This window comes from Klebsiella sp. GFKo11 (genome assembly GCF_056490265.1).
Genome location: NZ_CM151369.1, coordinates 3870067 through 3888568 on the forward strand (window position 1 = coordinate 3870067; position 18502 = coordinate 3888568).

Sequence of the window (18502 nt, forward strand, 5' to 3'; positions counted from 1 at the left end):
GGCGCTACCCGACAACGCAAGCCCTGTAGCCCTCCCCGCCCCGGGGCTAACAAAACCATTATGGCTGCAACTCGACGAATATCAGGAAGCAAAGAGAAGGGTTACAGCATCCTCAACGCCACTGTTGCCATTCGGGAAAACAGAAAGCCGGACCGGTTAAATAGACCTCTGCTTAAACGTATATCTACGTGCCGGTTGAGGATGCTGTAAATTTTATGCGCTGACCTCACGCTCGAAGATAGTCATCATATTATCCCAGGCATCTCCCACGTCTTCCGCCAGAGAAAATAGCCCGGATGTGCCGACGATAAAGACATCAACGCCTGTTTGAGCTATCACTCCGAAGGTCTTCTCATTGCAGGAGCCATCGATCTCCGTCAGATAATGCCAGCCGTTCTCTTCGCGCATGGCAATCAGCTGTTTAATCTTATTCAGCGATTCCGGGATAAATTTCTGCCCGGCATAACCCGGATCCACCGACATCACCGTCACTTTATCGAGCAGATGCGCGTACTCTTTAATAGCTTCCGCTGGCGTCGCCGGGTTCAGCACCACGCCACAGCGGCGGCCTGCATCTTTAATCTGGTTCAGTAAACGAAAGATTTTGTTATTCGCCGTCTCAGGATGGAAGCTGATAATGTCCGCCCCTGCCTCAAGACACATCGGAATAATATCTTCCGGGTGGTTCACCATCAAATGCACATCAACAGGCACATCGGTTATCTTTTTCAGATTCTCGATAAAGAACGGCGACAGCGTGATGTTTCTGGCGTAGTTGCCGTCCATAATGTCGACGTGATAGAAGTCCGCTCTGCCGTTCATCGCCGTAATCTGCTCTCTGAACTGGGTTAAATCCATGCACATCAACGAGGGCGAAAATTTAGCTGCCATACCCCATCTCCAAAAAAATCAATTAATTAAACCAGGCCACAACGTGTCCGAGCACGATGCCGACCACGCCGAAATCCGCATCTCCGAAGGTGGTGGATGCAAAGCCCAGGTCGCCCATCAGCGGCAGAAGAATGGCCGGTAAGAAAGAAATCAGTAATCCTTGCGCAAACGCGCCAGCGATGGCGCCTCGGCGGCCGCCGCAGATATTGCCGTACACGCCCGCCGTTGCGCCGCAGAAGAAATGCGGGACCAGGCCGGGAACTATTACGCTCAGGCCAAACAGCGGGCACAGGAACATGCTTACCAGACCGGCGGCAAAGCTTGATAAGAAGCCAACGATGACCGCATTCGGCGCGAACGGGAATACCGTTGGGCAATCGAGCGCCGGTTTAGCGTCCTTAACCAGTTTATCGGCGATACCTTTAAAGGCTGGGACGATTTCGGCGATCACCATGCGCACACCCGCAAGAATGATCCATACCCCGGCGGCAAAGGTCAGCGACTGAATAATGGCGAAGATAATGAAGTTCTGACCACCGCTGATGCTGGTTTCAACAAACGATTTCCCTGCCACCAGAACCAGAATCAGGAACAGAATCATCATGGTCAGCGAGATGGCTACCGATGAGTCACGCAGGAAGTTCAGCGATTTAGGAACCTTCAGTTCTTCAATCGACGGACTGCCCTTGCCTACCGCTTTGCCGACCAGCGCCGACAGCAGATAGCCAGTGGAGCCAAAGTGGCCCAGCGCCAGATCGTCAGTCCCGGTAATTTTGCGGGTAAACGGTTGCAGGATTGCCGGGGAAATCACCATCATAGCGCCGAGGATCACCGCGCCGAGAGCAACAACCCAGAAAGGAGACAGGCCGCCAACGGAAAGGATTACCGCCAGCATCGCCGACATATACAATGTGTGGTGACCGGTCAAAAAGATGTATTTCAGCGGGGTGATGCGTGCCAGCACGATGTTAAACAGCATCCCCAGCACCATAATCATCGCGGTCGCCGTACCGTAGTTCTTTTGCGCCAGCGCGGCCATCGCATCGGTGTTGGGTACCACGCCCTGAATATGGAATGAGTGTTCAAACAGCTGGCTGAAGGTTGTTAACGTGGTGGCGATAATCGCCGCACCGGATGTTAATATCACGAAACCCATAATCGTTTTCAGGGTTCCGGAAATAACATCAGAAATAGCTTTTTTCTGTAATAACAAACCGATTAAAGAAAAAAGACCGACCAGTATCGCTGGTGTGCCAAGCACATCATGAATAATAAACTGCAGCATAGAATGACTCCGTAGGGCCGCAAGGAATTAATTAAAGGTTATCAACCAGGATTTCTTTAATTTTGTTATTATCCAGCAGATTATTTAAACCAAAGACCTGAGCGGAATGTCCGGACAGATGCTCAGCAATATCTTTAGCGCTCAAAATAATATCTGCAGATTCGCTTTTTGCCGAGGTGAGATCGGTATGTGATACCTCCGCCTCTTTGCCTAGCTCGGCAATGATTTTTTTGACATTCATTTCTACAATGAAGCTACTGCCTAAACCATTACCGCAAACAATCAGAATTTTTTTCATGACTAACCTCATTATTCATTGATAACACTGTTAATTTCTTCAATCGTCGATGCATTAAGCAGACTTTCCAGACGTGTCTCATCGCAGAAAATTTCCGCCAGGGCGGTTATCATGCGGATGTGCTCATCACCAGAAACTGCGCATAGCATAATCACGACATAGATAGGATCGTTTTCATCAGCATCAAAAGAAACACCCTCTTTAATATGCAGTAAAGATAATCCATTTTTTTTAGCACCCTGCTCCGGACGAGCATGAGGCATTGCCAGACCGGGAGCCAGAACATAATACGGGCCTAATTCCTCATGACTACGAAAAATAGCTTCAATATAATGTTCATTAATTGATTCATCAGCTAACAGTGGCTGCGCAGAAATAGCCACGGCCTGTTTCCAGTCGCTAACGCTATCCACTATTTGAATCTTCTTTTCTGTTAACCAGGTAGAAATCATAAATCCCCCGCTCTATTTCAATATGGGCCTACTATAGTGGAATACTTTCGTGGCTTACCGTGATCTGCATCTCAAAGTTAGCGCTAACACGATAAAATGTTAAAATACTTGTTACCGCTAACTTTGTTAACCATACTGATGGTGACTGTAGGAATGAGCATTAGTAGTGCCCTGGTCGCCCGCCATCATTTACAATAGGCCGGGGCGATTGGGTAAACAGGAGGAAATCAGTGCAGACGTTACAAGCGGATGACGGCGCAAAAGAAAAACGCAGAAAGAACACCGGCAAAATCACGCTGGCGGAAGTCGCAAAGCTGGTGGGCGTCAGTACCATGACCGTATCCCGCGCGTTACGCATGCCTGAAAAGGTCAACCCGGAACTACGCACGCGCATTGAGGCCGCAGTCAGCGAACTGGGCTATGTGCCCAATTTACAGGCGCGCAGCCTGGCCTCTGCTGATTCAACGCTGGTGATGGGCGTCGTCCCCTCGTTTTCATCGCCCGGTTTTATCGCCGCCTCAGAAACGCTGCAAACCGTCCTCGCATCGCGAGGCTATACGATGATGTTTATCGAATCCGGCCAGGGCGGGCAAAGCGAGGAAAAGGCCTTTCAGCAGATGTTGGCCTATAATCCGGCGGCGATCGTTCAATTCAATATCGATAACATCGATAGCTGTGCGCAGATGCTGATAAATGCTGGTATACCGGTGGTAGAAATCGGCGCGATTAACCACGTGACGACCGGCGTCAACATTGGGGTGGACTACTCCGCTGCATTAAAAAAACTGGTCACTTCGCTGGCGCAGGCGGGCTATAAGAATCTCGGATTACTCTGTACGGCGTCGAACAACATGATGTTCAGGCAGGTATTGAGCGGCTGGAATAGCGGGATGCTTTCGATCAACTACTCTCCGCATCGGGTAGTGACACCGCATTTACCTTCAGGGATCACCACCGGCTTCAATCTGTTGAACGATATTCGCATCACCTGGCCCGAACTGGATGCACTGATCTGTACCTCAGACGAACTGGCCTGCGGCTGTATTATGGCCTGTCATAACGCGGGGATTAAGGTACCGGATACGCTGGCGCTGGCCAGCCTGAGCGGCGGTACGCTGGCGGCAGTCTGCTCACCTGCGTTAACTGCGGTAGAGTTTCCGTGGAGTGAAGCGGGTACGATTGCTGGTAAAACGCTGTTGGATTTGCTGGCAGGAAATACGCTGGAGAGCGCCATTGAGCTGCCCTCCAGCCTGAAAGTTCGCGCCAGCAGCAGAAAGCCGCAGCGTTAAAAACCCTTCAACAGCTTGTCGATAAACTCCGGGACGACTACGCTTGCCAGGCCATAGTGTTTTTCAGCAAATTCACTGCCCACCTGGCTTGGCTCAAGGTTTAGCTCCACCGTATGCGCGCCCTGTAGCCGCGCTTCATGAACAAACCCTGCCGCCGGATAAACGTGCCCGGAGGTGCCGATGGCGATAAAAATATCGCACTCGGCCAGCGCCAGGTAGATCTCATCCATATCCAGCGGCATTTCACCAAACCACACGACGTGCGGGCGCAGCGGCGCGGGGAACTGGCAGCAGTGGCATTTGTCTTCCGTCGTCACATCGCCGGTCCACTCCAGCACCTGCCCGCTCCACGAACAGCGCACTTTCAGCAGCTCACCGTGCATATGTATCACCCGATGATTACCCGCACGCTCGTGCAGGTTATCGATATTCTGAGTAACCAGCAGAAAATGATCGCCCAAAGCTTCTTCCAGCTGCGCCAGCGACTGATGTGCCGCATTGGGTACGATGTCCGGGCTTTGCAACTGCCGACGACGGTCGTTGTAAAACGACTGCACCAGCTCTGGATTACGGGAGAAACCTTCCGGCGTCGCCACGTCTTCTACCCGATGCTCTTCCCACAGGCCATCGGCGGCGCGGAAAGTTCTAATTCCCGACTCCGCCGAAATGCCCGCGCCGGTTAACACCACGACTCTTGGTTTTTCCATCGTCTCAGGGTTCTCCTTATCATCACCGAAGAAAATCCGCTGACGCAGACGGTCACGTAACCGACGTTTGTTGCGGCGAAATCGGCTTAATCGATGTAAGCGGCGCGACTGCATAGCTACCTCTGTAATTAATGAGTCAGATGAAGGAAGGCCGCACCGCGCATGCCTCCGGCATCACCATGACGCGCACGCTCAATGCGCGGCACGCTGGCGACAGGGAGCAGATGTCGCGGCAGACGCTGCGCCAGCCCTTCGGTTATTGCCGTAAAGTTAGACAATCCTCCGCCAAGCACCAGCAGATCCGGGTCAATAATGGTTAAAATATTGCCCAGACATACCGCCAGCAGATCGAGATAGCGCTCGACATGCTCCTGCGCTTTCGCATCGCCCTGCTGCCAGAGCGCAACGATTTCCGGCGAAGTTAAGGATTGTTGATAAAAATGTTCATACAGCCAGGCAAATCCACGACCGGAAAGGTAATTTTCGATGCAGCCAAGCTGACCACAACCGCAGCGGGTCAGCGGAAAATCACGGCCCACCACTTCCAGCGCATCCACCGGCAGGCGGATATGACCGAATTCACCGGTAATATAGCGATGTCCGGTAATCGATTTGCCGTTGAGCACCAGACCACCGCCGACGCCAGTGCCGAGGATCATCCCCATCACCAGCGGATACTGCGTAAACTCATCGTCCCACGCTTCGGAGAGCGCAAAACAGTTAGCGTCGTTATCAAGGCGCACGTCGCGCCCCAAACGCTCGCTCAGATCCGCCCGCAGTCGCCTGCCGCTGGCAGCGGGAACGTTGGCGGCATATAGCGTGCCGTCCTCTGTTTCCGGCATTCCCGGAATACCAATTCCCACAGAGCCCTTGCAGCCAAAACGCTGATCGGCTTCCTGAACCAGTTCTTCCACCGCCAGTAAAAAGGCCTCGTAGCTCTCTTTCGGCGTGGCGATGCGTTTTTCCCACTGCAATCGCCGCTCTTTATCAAATACGCCCAGCGCTATCTTGCTGCCGCCAATGTCAAATCCGTAGTACATTTCAGCAATTCCTCTTGATGCATCGGCAAAGCCGATCATGACGATAAATTACTGGCCACTCAGCACCCTCGCCGGGTCAATGCGGCTGGCGCGGCGGGCGGGATACCAGCTGGCCAGCAAACTCAGCAACAGTGCCGTCACCAGCACGTAAACGACGTCCAGCCAGTGCAGTTCAGACGGCAGGAAGTCAATAAAATAGATGTCGCCGGAGAGGAATTTATGCCCGATCAGATCCTCAATCCCGTTAATAATCGAGGTCAACTTGAACGCACAGATAACGCCAATCGCCACCCCAATCAGGCTCCCTACCGAACCGGCAAGTAAACCATACCATACGAAAATCGCGCGGATCAGGCCGTCTTTTGCGCCAAGCGTGCGCAGCACCGCAATATCGCCGCTTTTATCCTTCACCGCCATCACCAGCGTCGAGACGATGTTAAAGCAGGCCACGCCGATCACCAGCACCATCGCCAGATACATAATGGCGCGGATCATCTGAATGTCGCGATACATATAGCCGTAGGTGCCAATCCAGCTCTTGATATAAACGTAGCTGTTGGTCACTTCACCCGCGTCGCGCACCAGGGTATTCGCATGAAACACATCGTTCACTTTAAGCGCGATACCGGTCACGCTGCTGCCCATATCCAGATACTGCTGCGCATCCTGCATTGGGATCATGGCAAAACTATGATCGAGCTGACCGCTGAGCTGCAAAATGCCGGTGACGTGAAGCCTGACGCGCTTGGGTTGCAACAGTTGGTGATCGGCATCGGAGTTAGGGATCATGATCGAGACCCAATCGCCCTGCTTAACGTGCAGCGCGTCGGCAACGCCCTTACCGAGGATCACCTGCTGCTCACCGGCCTTGAAGCTGGCCCAGGCGTTATTCTGCACAAACGTTGGCAATGAGCTGAGACGACTCTCCTGCAGCGGGTCGACGCCCTTCACCTGAATCGCCCGCATATTGCTGCCGCTCTCCACCAGCCCGGTGAAGTTAATATAGGGCGCGGCGGCAACGATGCCTTTGACCTTTTCAACCTTCGTTAACGCATCGTTCCAGTTGTTCCACGGCTGGTTTACCGGCTCAATTTCACCATGTGGGACCACCGCCAGAATGCGGTTATTGAGTTCGCGTTCAAAGCCGTTCATCGCGCTCAGGCCGACGATTAACACCGCCACCCCCAGCGCAATGCCGATGGTTGAGATAACCGAAATCAGCGACACCATCCCGCCGCGTCGCCGCCCGCGGCTAAAACGCAGGGCAATCAATAACGATAACGGAGAAGCCATTACTCGGCCCCCATCAGGGAGAGTTCAGCGGTCAAGTGCCCATCGCGCATCTCCAGCTGGCGGTTCATGCGTTTTGCCAGTTGCAGGTCATGGGTGACCACCAGAAATGCAGTGCGCTGGGCCACGTTCAGCTCGCCGAGAAGCTGGAAAATGCTGTCGGCATTACGGGCATCGAGGTTACCGGTAGGCTCATCCGCCAGCACCAGACGCGGTTTATTGACCAGCGCACGGGCAATCGCTACGCGCTGACGCTCGCCGCCGGAAAGCTCCGACGGGCGGTGGTCACTTCGATGCTCAAGCCCAACTGCGCGCAGCATCGCTTTGGCCTGGCGTTCGATATCCGCCGCCTTCTGTTTACCAATCAGCAGCGGCATCGCTACGTTTTCCAGGGCGGTGAAATCCGGCAGCAGGTGGTGGAATTGATAAATAAAGCCCAGCTCGCGGTTACGCAGGTCGGCACGAGCTGCGGCAGAAAGCTGGCTCATCGATTGACCGGAAAAAATAACGTCGCCGGAGGTCGGCGTATCCAGCCCACCCAGCAGATGCAGCAGCGTACTCTTGCCGGAACCGGAGGTACCGACAATCGCCATCATCTCGCCCTCTTCAATGCTGAAGCTGACATCGTGCAATACGTCGGTTTGCACAGTGCCTTCCTGATAGCGTTTGCACAGGTTGTCGCATTGCAGCAGGATCTTATTCATAACGTAAAGCCTCAGCGGGTTGAGTGGCGGCAGCGCGCCATGAAGGATACAACGTAGAGAGTAATGCCAGCACCATCGCCACCAGGGCGATGGAAATCACCTGCAGCGGCTCAATGGCTACCGGCAGCGCGGCGCCATCAAGGAACGCGCCGATAATCGGCATTAAATTATTCAGCTGGCTGGCGAGCAGTGCGCCCAGCCCGGCCCCCAGCAGCGCACCGACAATCCCGGCGCTGGCCCCCTGGACCATAAAGACCAGCATGATTTGCCGCGGCGTGAGCCCGAGAGTCTGCAAAATTGCCACCTCACCCTGTTTCTCCATCACCATCATCCCCAGAGAGGTGATGATATTGAAGGCGGCGACGGCGATAATCAGGCTCAGCAGCAGGCCCATCATATTTTTTTCCATCCGCACGGCCTGGAACAGCTCGCCTTTACGCTCGCGCCAGTCCTGCCATTTAGTGCCTTCCGGCAGCGTTTGTTGACTGAGGGTATCAACCTGCAAAGGCTGACTCAGCCAGAGACGCCAGCCGGTAATATTGCCCAGCGGGTAGCGCATCAGGCGAGAAGCATCGTCAATGTTGGTCAACATCTGATAGCCATCGACTTCACTACTGGCAGCAAAGGTGCCGATCACGTTAAACAGACGCTGGCTGGGAACCCGCCCCATCGGAGTGAACTGGCTGGCGGAGGGGACCATCACGCGGATCTGATCGCCGCGATTAACCCCCAGTTGTCCAGCCAACTGCTCGCCGATAATCACGTTGTATTTTCCAGGTTGCAGATCGCTTTGCTTGACGTTCACCAGGTATGGCGTCAGAGGATCTTTCTGCGCCGGATCGATACCCAGTATTACGCCAACCGCCACGCTGCGGGCGCTTTGCAGCACCACATCGCCAGTGGTCAACGGCGCAATCCGGGTGACGCCCTGTAATTTTACCGCGCTTTCCGGCAGCTTTTGCGGATCGATGGACCCTTGCTGGGCGCTAAGAATGGCCTGTGGCATCAGCCCCAGGATGTTGTTTTGCAGTTCGCGTTCAAAGCCGTTCATCACCGAAAGCACGGTAACCAGCGCCATTACGCCAAGCGTAATGCCAATGGTCGAGAGCCAGGAGACGAAACGACCGAAGCGGTCAGCTGCGCGCCCGCGCATATAGCGCAGGCCAATAAAGAGTGCGGCAGGTTGATACATGTAATCCATCTGATTGCTGAAGCCGATGCCCGAGTATATAAGCGATTATGGGCAGCGTAAATGTCTGAAACCTGACGATTTTATTAGCAAACCCATTAAAAATTCAATATAAACAGCCACATAGATAAGTAAGTCCTTATTTATCTTTACGCTTATCAGAGTCCGTTACATTTTTGCCCAAAACATGACATTTGCGATACGGGTTGGCGAATCCAGGTCGATCGCGGATAATCACACTATTGAATATCAGCGAGTTGCCCTCCATATCGGCAGAGCGAATCCCCAAGAGATTATGATACCGTCTATGCCTGAACAAAACCGATACTCTCTGCCGGTCAAAGCCGGCGATCAGCGCCAGCTTGGCGAACTTACCGGCGCGGCCTGCGCGACGCTGGTGGCGGAAATGGCCGAGCGTCACGCCGGACCGGTGATCCTTATCGCCCCGGACATGCAAAACGCTCTGCGGCTGAATGATGAAATCCGGCAGTTTACCGACAGCATGGTGGCAGGCCTGGCGGACTGGGAAACGCTCCCCTACGACAGCTTCTCGCCGCACCAGGATATTATCTCTTCCCGTCTCGCCACCCTTTATCAGCTTCCGACCATGGAACGCGGCGTGCTGATCGTTCCGGTCAGCACCCTGATGCAGCGCGTCTGCCCGCATAATTTCCTTCATGGCCATGCGCTAGTGATGAAAAAAGGCCAGCGTCTGTCGCGGGATGCGCTGCGCTCGCAGCTCGATAGCGCCGGCTATCGCCATGTCGATCAGGTGATGGAGCACGGTGAATACGCCACGCGCGGGGCGCTGCTTGACCTGTACCCAATGGGTAGCGAGCAGCCTTATCGCCTTGACTTTTTTGATGACGAAATCGACAGCCTGCGTCTGTTCGACGTCGACAGCCAACGCACGCTGGAAGAAGTCGCCGCCATTAATTTGCTACCTGCGCATGAATTTCCGATTGACCAGGCCGCTATCGAACTCTTCCGCAGCCAATGGCGCGACCGCTTCGACGTGAAACGCGACGCCGAACATATTTACCAGCAGGTCAGTAAAGGCACGCTGCCTGCGGGGATCGAATACTGGCAGCCGCTGTTTTTTAACGAGTCGCTACCGCCGCTGTTCAGCTATTTCCCGGCCAAAACGCTGATTGTGAATACTGGCGATCTGGAGGCCAGCGCCGAACGATTCCAGAATGAAACCCGCGCCCGCTTTGAAAATCGCGGCGTCGACCCGATGCGCCCTCTTCTACCACCTGAGATGCTATGGCTGCGTAGCGATGAGCTGTTTAGCGAGCTAAAAAAATGGCCGCGCGTGCAGCTTAAAACCGAGCGTCTGGCGGAGAAAGCCGCCAATACCAACCTCGGTTATCAGACATTACCCGAGCTGGCAATTCAGGCGCAGAATAAAGCGCCGCTGGATAACCTGCGCCGCTTCCTTGAATCCTTCAGCGGGCCAGTGATTTTCTCTGTGGAAAGCGAAGGCCGTCGCGAAACGCTGGGCGAAATGCTGGCGCGAATTAAGGTGGCGCCGAAATATATTCAACGCCTTGAAGACGCTACCGGTAATGGCCGCTACCTGATGATTGGCGCGGCGGAACATGGTTTTATCGACAGCCAGCGTAACCTGGCGCTGATTTGCGAAAGTGACCTTCTGGGCGAACGCGTTGCCCGTCGCCGCCAGGATTCACGGCGCACCATTAACCCGGACACCTTGATCCGCAACCTGGCGGAGCTGCATATTGGCCAGCCGGTGGTGCATCTTGAGCATGGCGTAGGCCGCTACGCCGGAATGACCACCCTTGAAGCGGGCGGCATTAATGGCGAATACCTGATGCTGACCTACGCCAACGACGCCAAACTGTACGTGCCGGTGTCGTCGCTGCATCTGATTAGCCGCTACGCCGGTGGCGCGGAAGAGAACGCGCCGCTGCATAAACTGGGCGGCGACGTTTGGGCGCGCGCGCGGCAGAAAGCCGCCGAGAAGGTGCGTGATGTGGCCGCCGAGCTGCTGGATATTTACGCCCAGCGAGCAGCAAAAGCAGGCTACGCGTTTAAACATGATAAAGAGCAGTACCAGCTATTCTGCGACGGCTTCCCGTTCGAAACCACACCGGATCAAGCGCAGGCCATCAACGCCGTGTTAAGCGATATGTGCCAGCCGCTGGCAATGGACCGTCTGGTCTGTGGCGATGTGGGCTTTGGTAAAACTGAAGTCGCCATGCGCGCCGCTTTTCTGGCGGTTGAAAACCATAAGCAGGTGGCGGTGCTGGTGCCGACCACACTGCTCGCCCAGCAGCACTTTGATAACTTCCGCGATCGCTTCGCCAACTGGCCGGTGCGCATCGAGATGCTCTCGCGCTTCAGAAGCGCCAAAGAACAGGCGCAGATCCTCGAACAGGTCGCTGAAGGGAAAGTCGACATACTTATCGGCACCCATAAGCTGCTGCAACCGGACGTTAAGCTGCGCGATCTTGGCCTGCTGATTGTCGATGAAGAGCACCGATTCGGCGTGCGCCACAAAGAGCGCATCAAGGCAATGCGCGCCGACGTCGATATCCTGACCCTGACCGCGACGCCAATTCCGCGAACTCTGAATATGGCGATGAGCGGAATGCGCGATCTGTCGATCATTGCCACGCCGCCGGCCCGCCGTCTGGCGGTCAAAACCTTTGTGCGCGAATATGATGCTCTGGTGGTGCGTGAGGCTATCCTGCGCGAAGTGCTGCGCGGCGGCCAGGTTTACTATCTCTTTAATGATGTCGAAAACATCCAGAAAGCGGCAGACAAGCTGGCAGAGCTGGTACCGGAAGCACGTATCGCCATCGGCCACGGGCAGATGCGCGAGCGCGAGCTGGAGCGGGTGATGAATGATTTCCACCACCAGCGCTTTAACGTGCTGGTGTGCACCACCATCATCGAAACCGGGATCGACATTCCCACCGCCAACACCATTATTATCGAGCGCGCCGACCACTTCGGTCTGGCGCAGCTGCACCAGCTGCGCGGTCGTGTTGGTCGTTCGCACCATCAGGCCTATGCCTGGCTGCTGACGCCGCATCCGAAAGCGATGACTACCGATGCGCAAAAACGCCTTGAGGCTATCGCGTCGCTTGAAGATCTCGGCGCCGGGTTCGCGCTGGCGACCCATGACCTCGAAATTCGCGGCGCGGGTGAACTACTGGGCGAAGATCAGAGCGGTTCGATGGAAACCATCGGCTTCTCGCTGTATATGGAGCTGCTGGAAAACGCCGTCGATGCGCTGAAAGCCGGGCGCGAACCCTCTCTGGAAGATCTCACCAGCCAGCAGACGGAAGTTGAGCTGCGGATGCCGTCACTGCTGCCGGACGACTTTATCCCGGACGTGAATACTCGCCTGTCGTTCTACAAGCGCATTGCCAGCGCGAAAAATGAAAACGAGCTGGAGGAGATCAAGGTTGAGCTTATCGATCGCTTCGGCCAACTGCCGGATCCGGCAAGAAACCTGCTCGATATCGCCCGTTTACGCCAGCAGGCGCAGAAGCTAGGGATCCGCAAACTGGAGAGCAACGAAAAAGGCGGTACCGTTGAGTTTAACGAGAAGAATCACGTTAACCCCATGTGGCTAATTGGTTTATTGCAGAAACAGCCTCAGCACTATCGACTTGATGGCCCGACGCGGCTGAAGTTTATGCAGGACCTTGCCGAGCGTAAAACACGGATGGACTGGGTGCGTCAGTTTATGCGTCAACTGGAAGAAAACACCACCGCTTAGCGGTATTCGGGATACGGCCTGGACGCCGTATCCCGGCCCTCCAACATGCTCTGCAAAATTTACAAACATTTTGCAATCCCCCTGCACTTCCCAACACTCGCTACGCCATAATGCGCAAGACTTTACGTATAAAAATAACCACTTACATTATATGGAATTAGCGTGATGAAAAGCTTTTCGCGTATTTCAATTTGGTTGGGGATGATTGCCATCGCCGCCGCGCTGGCGCTACCCGCCCGCGCCAATACCTGGCCGCTGCCGCCTCCGGGCAGCCGGCTGGTTGGGCAAAATCAGTTTCACGTCGTCGAAAATAACGGCGGTTCCCTGGAGGCCATTGCCAAAAAGTACAATGTCGGTTTTCTGGCGCTGCTACAAGCGAACCCTGGCGTTGATCCTTACGTTCCGCGAGCGGGCAGCGTGCTGACAATTCCGCTACAAACCCTGTTACCTGAAGCGCCGCGCGAAGGGTTAGTCCTTAACCTTGCCGAGCTGCGCCTCTACTACTATCCGCCGGGTAAAAGCGAGGTCACCGTCTATCCTATCGGCATTGGTCAGTTGGGCGGCGATACCATTACGCCAACGATGGTCACTACCGTTTCCGACAAGCGCGCAAACCCGACCTGGACGCCGACGGCCAATATTCGCGCCCGCTATAAAGCAATGGGCATTGACCTGCCCGCCGTCATGCCTGCCGGGCCAGATAACCCGATGGGCCACCACGCCATTCGTCTGGCAGCCTACGGCGGCGTCTATCTGCTTCATGGCACTAACGCTGATTTCGGCATCGGTATGCGCGTCAGCTCCGGCTGCATCCGCCTGCGTGATGACGATATCAAAACGTTGTATAGCAAGATAACGTCGGGCACTAAGGTCACCATTATCAATACGCCGATTAAAGCCTCTGTCGAGCCGAACGGTACCCGTCTGGTTGAAATTCACCAGCCGCTGTCCAAACACATTGATGACGATCCGCAGACGCTGCCTATTACGCTTAACGACAGCATGCAGGCCTTTAAGCAGACCCAGTTAACCGATGAGGATGTTATGGAGCGCGCAATGACGCTGCGTTCAGGTATGCCGGTTGACGTGACGCGTCACCATGGTGGCAGCACGCAGTCGCTATAGCCTCCTGAAAACAGATATAAAAAAACCGCCTGACACAAACGTGCTGGCGGTTTTTTTGTAGCAATAATCAAACAGGGTACAACATATTTCTTGCTAACGCGGGCTGCTGAAGGGGTCAGGTCCGCGTTTTGTCAGTGGCATGACAGGGTACAAAAAATTATTTGTAGATAACCGCAGTCCCGTGAAGGGTGTTAGGACCGGTTACCGAAGTAATACGATAAGAGCTTGCGCCCATTTCTTCAGCCTTTTGCGCCAACTGATCTTCCAGAGAACCCAGGTTGGTCCCGGCGGAAGCGGAAACGGTGCCAATTTTATGCTGGCCTGCCGGAGTTGACTGAACTTCAACAGCGGCAAAGCTTGCGAAAGAGAGCGAGCTAAGAACAGCGGCGATGGCCAATGTTTTAACGTTTTTCATGATTATTATACCTATGCAGATGAATGTTTTTGTAGGGTCGAACGAATTAACTTAACGATCGATAGGCAAATAATAATGTGATCCACATCACACGTCAAACCATTTTTATAACGACCGTTTAACTATTTATAAAAAACTTAAAATTCATACATATATGAATTATTTATTTTTAGAGCAACATCACTGGCAGCCCACGACGTTTATTTTTATAATGCCCTTTCAACAAACCAACACAGGTACAACGGCACCATGACAACTGACGTTCAAGGTTGCGTAAAAAAAAGCCGTGGCCGACCTAAAGTGTTCGACAGGGACGCGGCGCTGGATAAGGCCATGACACTCTTCTGGCAGCACGGCTATGAAGCCACCTCTCTTGCCGATCTGGTGGAGGCGACGGGCGCAAAAGCGCCAACGCTCTATGCAGAATTCGTGAATAAAGAGGGGTTATTTCGCGCAGTGCTGGATCGCTACATCTCTCGCTTTGCCGCCAAACACGAAGCATTGCTGTTTGATGAGGGCAAAACCGTCGATCAGGCATTGCGCGATTACTTCACCGCTGTCGCCACCTGCTTTACCAGCAAAGAAACGCCCGCAGGCTGCTTTATGGTCAACGCCTCTGCAGCGCTGGCGGCCTCGTCTACCGATATCGCCAATACGCTTAAATCGCGGCATGCCATGCAGGAACAGGCATTGACGCAATTTCTACAGCAGCGGCAGCTGCGCGGCGAACTTCCGTCTGACGGCGACGTGAGCCAATTGGCGCAGTTCTTAAGCTGCGTATTGCAGGGCATGTCAATCAGCGCCCGCGAAGGTGCAGATTTCACTAAAATCATGCAAATTGCCGAGACCATGATGCGTCTTTGGCCGCAGGTTCTTCAGCACTAAACCTCTCTTTGACCGATGGCTCCTCCGTCGGTCACCCCCCCTGCTTACCCACACATTAAGTAATGATTTCAATAGGTTATTTGCACATTCCACGTAAATGATATTGATAACAATAATCAATACGGGCAAACTTCAGCCTTAAACATTTCTGTTTATTTCACCTTGTAACAACCGGTGCGCCCGTACCGGAAAACTAAAACAACGATATCGTAAACTCATAAAAGGAATGAGCATGAAAACGCGTCTCTGGGTGCTTAACCCACTGCTGCTGGCAACCGCCCTCCCCGCCTGGGCCGCTGATGACAACATGATCGTCAGCGCCAACCGTACACACCGTACCGTCGCTGAAATGGCCCAGACCACCTGGGTTATCGAAGGCCAGGAAATTGAACAACAGGTTCAGGGCGGTAAAGAGTTCAAAGATGTCCTGGCGCAGCTGATCCCCGGCATCGACGTCAGCAGCCAGGGACGTACTAACTACGGCATGAATATGCGCGGTCGCGCGATCGTGGTGCTGATTGACGGCGTTCGCCTTAACTCTTCCCGTACCGACAGCCGTCAGCTCGACTCTATCGATCCTTTCAACATTGAGCACATCGAGGTGATCTCCGGGGCAACATCGCTGTACGGCGGCGGCAGTACCGGCGGTCTTATCAATATCGTCACCAAAAAGGGCCAACAGGAGCGCCAGGTCGATCTGGAGCTGGGCGGCAAAACCGGCTTTGCTAATAGCAACGATCATGATGAGCGCGTCGCGGCGGCGGTGAGTGGTGGAACCGACCACGCATCTGGCCGCTTGTCCGTAGCCTATCAACGCTTTGGCGGCTGGTATGACGGCAACAACGATGCGCTGGTCCTCGATAATACCCAGACCGGGCTTCAGCACTCGGATCGCCTTGACGTGATGGGAACGGGAACCATCGAAATTGACAATAACCGTCAGCTCCAGCTGGTCACGCAATACTATAAAAGTCAGGGAGACGACTACGGACTGTATCTGGGGAAAAATATGTCGGCGGTGACCGGCGACGGTAAAGCCTTCACCACTGGCGGGCTTAATTCCGACCGCGTCCCCGGCACCGAACGCCACTTGATTAGCTTGCAGTACTCAGATGCTGACTTCTTTGGCCAGAACCTGGTCAGCCAAATCTACTATCGTGATGAATCCCTGACCTTTTACCCCTTCCCTACGCTGAGTAAAGGCCAGGTCAGCAGCTTCTCTTCCTCAAAGCAGGATACCGACCAGTATGGCGCGAAGATAACCCTGAATAGCCAGCCGTTGGATGGATGGGACCTGACATGGGGACTGGATGCCGATCATGAAACCTTCAACGCCAACCAGATGTTCTTCGACCTGGGGCAATCAATGCCTTCCGGCGGCCTGAATAATCAGTCGATTTATACTACCGGTCGTTATCCGAGCTACAGCATTACCAACCTGGCACCTTTCCTGCAGTCCAGCTATGACCTGAACGATATCTTCACCATTAGCGGCGGCGTGCGTTATCAGTGGACGGAAAATAAGGTCGATGATTTTGTCGGCTACGCCCAGCAGCAGGATGTCGCCAACGGCAAAGTCAGCTCGGCGGATGCGATTCCGGGTGGTAAAACCGATTACGACAACTTCTTATTTAACGCCGGGATTGTTGCCCACCTTACCGACCGTCAGCAAACCTGGTTTAACTTCTCCCAGGGCGTTGAGCTGCCGGATCCGGGCAAATATTACGGCATTGGCAAATATGGCGCAGCGGTCAACGGTCATCTGCCTCTGCTTTCAAGCGTTAACGTCGGCGATTCGCCATTGCAGGGAATTAAAGTCAACTCTTACGAGCTCGGCTGGCGCTACACCGGTGATAATCTACGCACTCAGTTGGCGGCTTACTACTCCACCTCAGATAAGACCATCGTCGTTAACCGTACCGATATGACTATCGACGTCGAGTCTGACAAACGCCGTATTTATGGACTTGAGGGAGCGGTAGACTACTTCTTCCCTGATAGCGACTGGAGCGCCGGGGCCAACTTTAACGTACTGAAATCTCAGGTGAAGAGTGAGGGCAGCTGGAAAAAATGGGATGTTACGCTCGCGTCGCCTTCAAAAGCCACCGCCTGGGTCGGCTGGGCGCCGGAACCATGGTCGCTACGGGTACAAAGCCAACAGGTGTTTGATATCAGCGATGCCAGCGGCAATAAGCTCGATGGCTATAACACCGTGGACTTTATCGGCAGCTACGCGCTTCCTCTCGGCAAGCTAACCTTCAGCATCGAAAACCTGCTCAATGAAGACTATGTCACCATCTGGGGCCAGCGCGCACCGCTGCTTTACAGCCCAACCTACGGCAGCAGCTCTTTATATGAGTACAAAGGACGCGGTCGCACCTTTGGCCTGAACTACGCACTGAGCTTCTGATAAAAAAGCCCCTCAGACTGAGGGGCTAATAGAAATAAACATCTTTTTTACGCTTTATTAGTCAGAATCAGCTGGCCATTACCGTCCAGCGGAATTTGCGTTCCGGGGTCGCGATCCATGCGGATTTTACCCTGCTGGTCGCCGATTTTATAAGTGACGTCATAACCGAGCATTTTTTCCGATTTGTCGTACACCGTTTTACAGCGCTGCTGGGTAGTGGTGTAGGTATCCCCTTCCTGCATCGATCCCTGTATCTGGTTACCGGCGTAGCCGCCGCCCAGCGCACCGACCACGGTAGCAACATCACGACCGCGTCCGCCGCCAAACTGATGGCCAATAACGCCACCGGCGACTGCACCTAATACGGAACCCGCGATACGGTTTTCATCCTGCACCGGGCGACGATGGGTCACGGTGACGTTTCGGCACTCCTGGCGTGGCGTTTTAACGCTCTCTTTTATCGGCGTACTGGACACCACCTGCGCATATTGTGGGCCACGATCTAACACGTTAAGACCGGCAACGGCTGCAACGCCCAGCGCGGCGGCCACGCCAATTCCTATACCCGCCAACATCGATTTATTCACGGGAGATCCTCCTTCATTGCTATTGCCTGTAATTCTGCGATCGGGACACAGGGCTTGCAAATAAGAAGCGGATTAAAAATACAGGAAAATAGCAGGATTCAGAGGAATCCGAGAAGATTTAGCGGATAAGGCAGAAGGATATTCTGGAATTGAGCTATAAATATACCCTAAATAATTCGAG

Annotated in this window: 16 protein-coding genes; 5 read left to right on the plus strand and 11 right to left on the minus strand. The window is 54.1% G+C overall.

Annotated elements, in window-relative coordinates; translation table 11 throughout:
* Positions 1 to 213: 213 nt before the first annotated feature.
* Genes alsE through AC07P6_RS18900 form a run of 4 tightly spaced genes read right to left on the minus strand, consistent with a single transcriptional unit; the run spans position 214 to position 2926 of the window.
* Positions 214 to 891 carry a D-allulose 6-phosphate 3-epimerase gene (gene alsE, locus AC07P6_RS18885; protein WP_478314178.1) on the minus strand — a complete coding sequence of 226 codons (678 nt, stop codon included), beginning with the start codon at positions 889 to 891 and terminating at the stop codon, positions 214 to 216.
* Positions 892 to 913: 22 nt separating this feature from the next.
* Positions 914 to 2176, minus strand: a complete 1263-nt coding sequence (locus AC07P6_RS18890) for a PTS ascorbate transporter subunit IIC (protein WP_434659211.1) — start codon at positions 2174 to 2176, stop codon at positions 914 to 916.
* Positions 2177 to 2207: 31 nt separating this feature from the next.
* Positions 2208 to 2474 (minus strand): PTS sugar transporter subunit IIB, encoded by a 267-nt coding sequence (locus AC07P6_RS18895; RefSeq protein WP_182237919.1) that lies wholly within the window; start codon positions 2472 to 2474, stop codon positions 2208 to 2210.
* A gap of 11 nt (positions 2475 to 2485) precedes the next feature.
* Positions 2486 to 2926 carry a PTS sugar transporter subunit IIA gene (locus AC07P6_RS18900; RefSeq protein WP_434659212.1) on the minus strand — a complete coding sequence of 147 codons (441 nt, stop codon included), beginning with the start codon at positions 2924 to 2926 and terminating at the stop codon, positions 2486 to 2488.
* 230 nt (positions 2927 to 3156) lie between these two features.
* Between AC07P6_RS18900 and AC07P6_RS18905 the strand changes: the two genes are divergently transcribed.
* Complete coding sequence (locus tag AC07P6_RS18905; protein WP_478314181.1) at positions 3157 to 4215, plus strand: LacI family DNA-binding transcriptional regulator; 1059 nt, start codon at positions 3157 to 3159, stop codon at positions 4213 to 4215.
* Here the strand turns inward: AC07P6_RS18905 and cobB are convergent.
* Genes cobB through lolC form a run of 5 tightly spaced genes read right to left on the minus strand, consistent with a single transcriptional unit; the run spans position 4212 to position 9148 of the window.
* Complete coding sequence (gene cobB / locus AC07P6_RS18910) at positions 4212 to 5036, minus strand: Sir2 family NAD+-dependent deacetylase (protein ID WP_478314183.1); 825 nt, start codon at positions 5034 to 5036, stop codon at positions 4212 to 4214. The genes AC07P6_RS18905 and cobB overlap by 4 nt on opposite strands.
* Positions 5037 to 5050: 14 nt before the next feature.
* Positions 5051 to 5962, minus strand: a complete 912-nt coding sequence (gene nagK, locus AC07P6_RS18915) for an N-acetylglucosamine kinase (RefSeq protein ID WP_182237911.1) — start codon at positions 5960 to 5962, stop codon at positions 5051 to 5053.
* Between the two features lie 48 nt (positions 5963 to 6010).
* Positions 6011 to 7255: a lipoprotein-releasing ABC transporter permease subunit LolE gene (gene lolE, locus AC07P6_RS18920; RefSeq protein ID WP_434659215.1), complete on the minus strand. Its 1245-nt coding sequence runs from the start codon at positions 7253 to 7255 to the stop codon at positions 6011 to 6013.
* On the minus strand, positions 7255 to 7956 hold the full coding sequence (gene lolD, locus AC07P6_RS18925; RefSeq protein ID WP_182237907.1) for a lipoprotein-releasing ABC transporter ATP-binding protein LolD: 702 nt from the start codon (positions 7954 to 7956) through the stop codon (positions 7255 to 7257). The genes lolE and lolD overlap by 1 nt, the downstream gene beginning before the upstream one ends.
* A complete protein-coding gene (gene lolC, locus AC07P6_RS18930; RefSeq protein WP_112216803.1) occupies positions 7949 to 9148 on the minus strand; it encodes a lipoprotein-releasing ABC transporter permease subunit LolC in 1200 nt (399 codons plus the stop codon). The genes lolD and lolC overlap by 8 nt, the downstream gene beginning before the upstream one ends.
* A 304-nt stretch (positions 9149 to 9452) precedes the next feature.
* On the opposite strand from lolC, the gene mfd reads away from it, so the two are divergent.
* A complete protein-coding gene (gene mfd, locus AC07P6_RS18935; protein ID WP_478314186.1) occupies positions 9453 to 12899 on the plus strand; it encodes a transcription-repair coupling factor in 3447 nt (1148 codons plus the stop codon).
* Between the two features lie 165 nt (positions 12900 to 13064).
* Positions 13065 to 14024 (plus strand): L,D-transpeptidase LdtC, encoded by a 960-nt coding sequence (gene ldtC / locus AC07P6_RS18940; RefSeq protein ID WP_478314188.1) that lies wholly within the window; start codon positions 13065 to 13067, stop codon positions 14022 to 14024.
* 157 nt (positions 14025 to 14181) lie between these two features.
* Here the strand turns inward: ldtC and bhsA are convergent, their stop codons facing one another.
* On the minus strand, positions 14182 to 14439 hold the full coding sequence (gene bhsA / locus AC07P6_RS18945; RefSeq protein ID WP_110277139.1) for a multiple stress resistance protein BhsA: 258 nt from the start codon (positions 14437 to 14439) through the stop codon (positions 14182 to 14184).
* A 249-nt stretch (positions 14440 to 14688) separates the two neighbouring features.
* Between bhsA and AC07P6_RS18950 the strand changes: the two genes are divergently transcribed.
* Together AC07P6_RS18950 and AC07P6_RS18955 are read left to right on the plus strand one after the other, a co-directional pair.
* The gene (locus AC07P6_RS18950) at positions 14689 to 15324 is read left to right on the plus strand and encodes a TetR/AcrR family transcriptional regulator (protein ID WP_304258159.1); all 636 of its coding nucleotides are present in this window, start codon (positions 14689 to 14691) and stop codon (positions 15322 to 15324) included.
* Between the two features lie 232 nt (positions 15325 to 15556).
* A complete protein-coding gene (locus AC07P6_RS18955; protein ID WP_478314191.1) occupies positions 15557 to 17734 on the plus strand; it encodes a TonB-dependent siderophore receptor in 2178 nt (725 codons plus the stop codon).
* A gap of 47 nt (positions 17735 to 17781) precedes the next feature.
* Here AC07P6_RS18955 and AC07P6_RS18960 read toward each other — a convergent pair whose 3' ends face one another.
* Positions 17782 to 18321, minus strand: coding sequence for a glycine zipper 2TM domain-containing protein (locus tag AC07P6_RS18960; RefSeq protein WP_112216808.1), 540 nt, complete (start codon positions 18319 to 18321; stop codon positions 17782 to 17784).
* Positions 18322 to 18502: the final 181 nt, after the last annotated feature.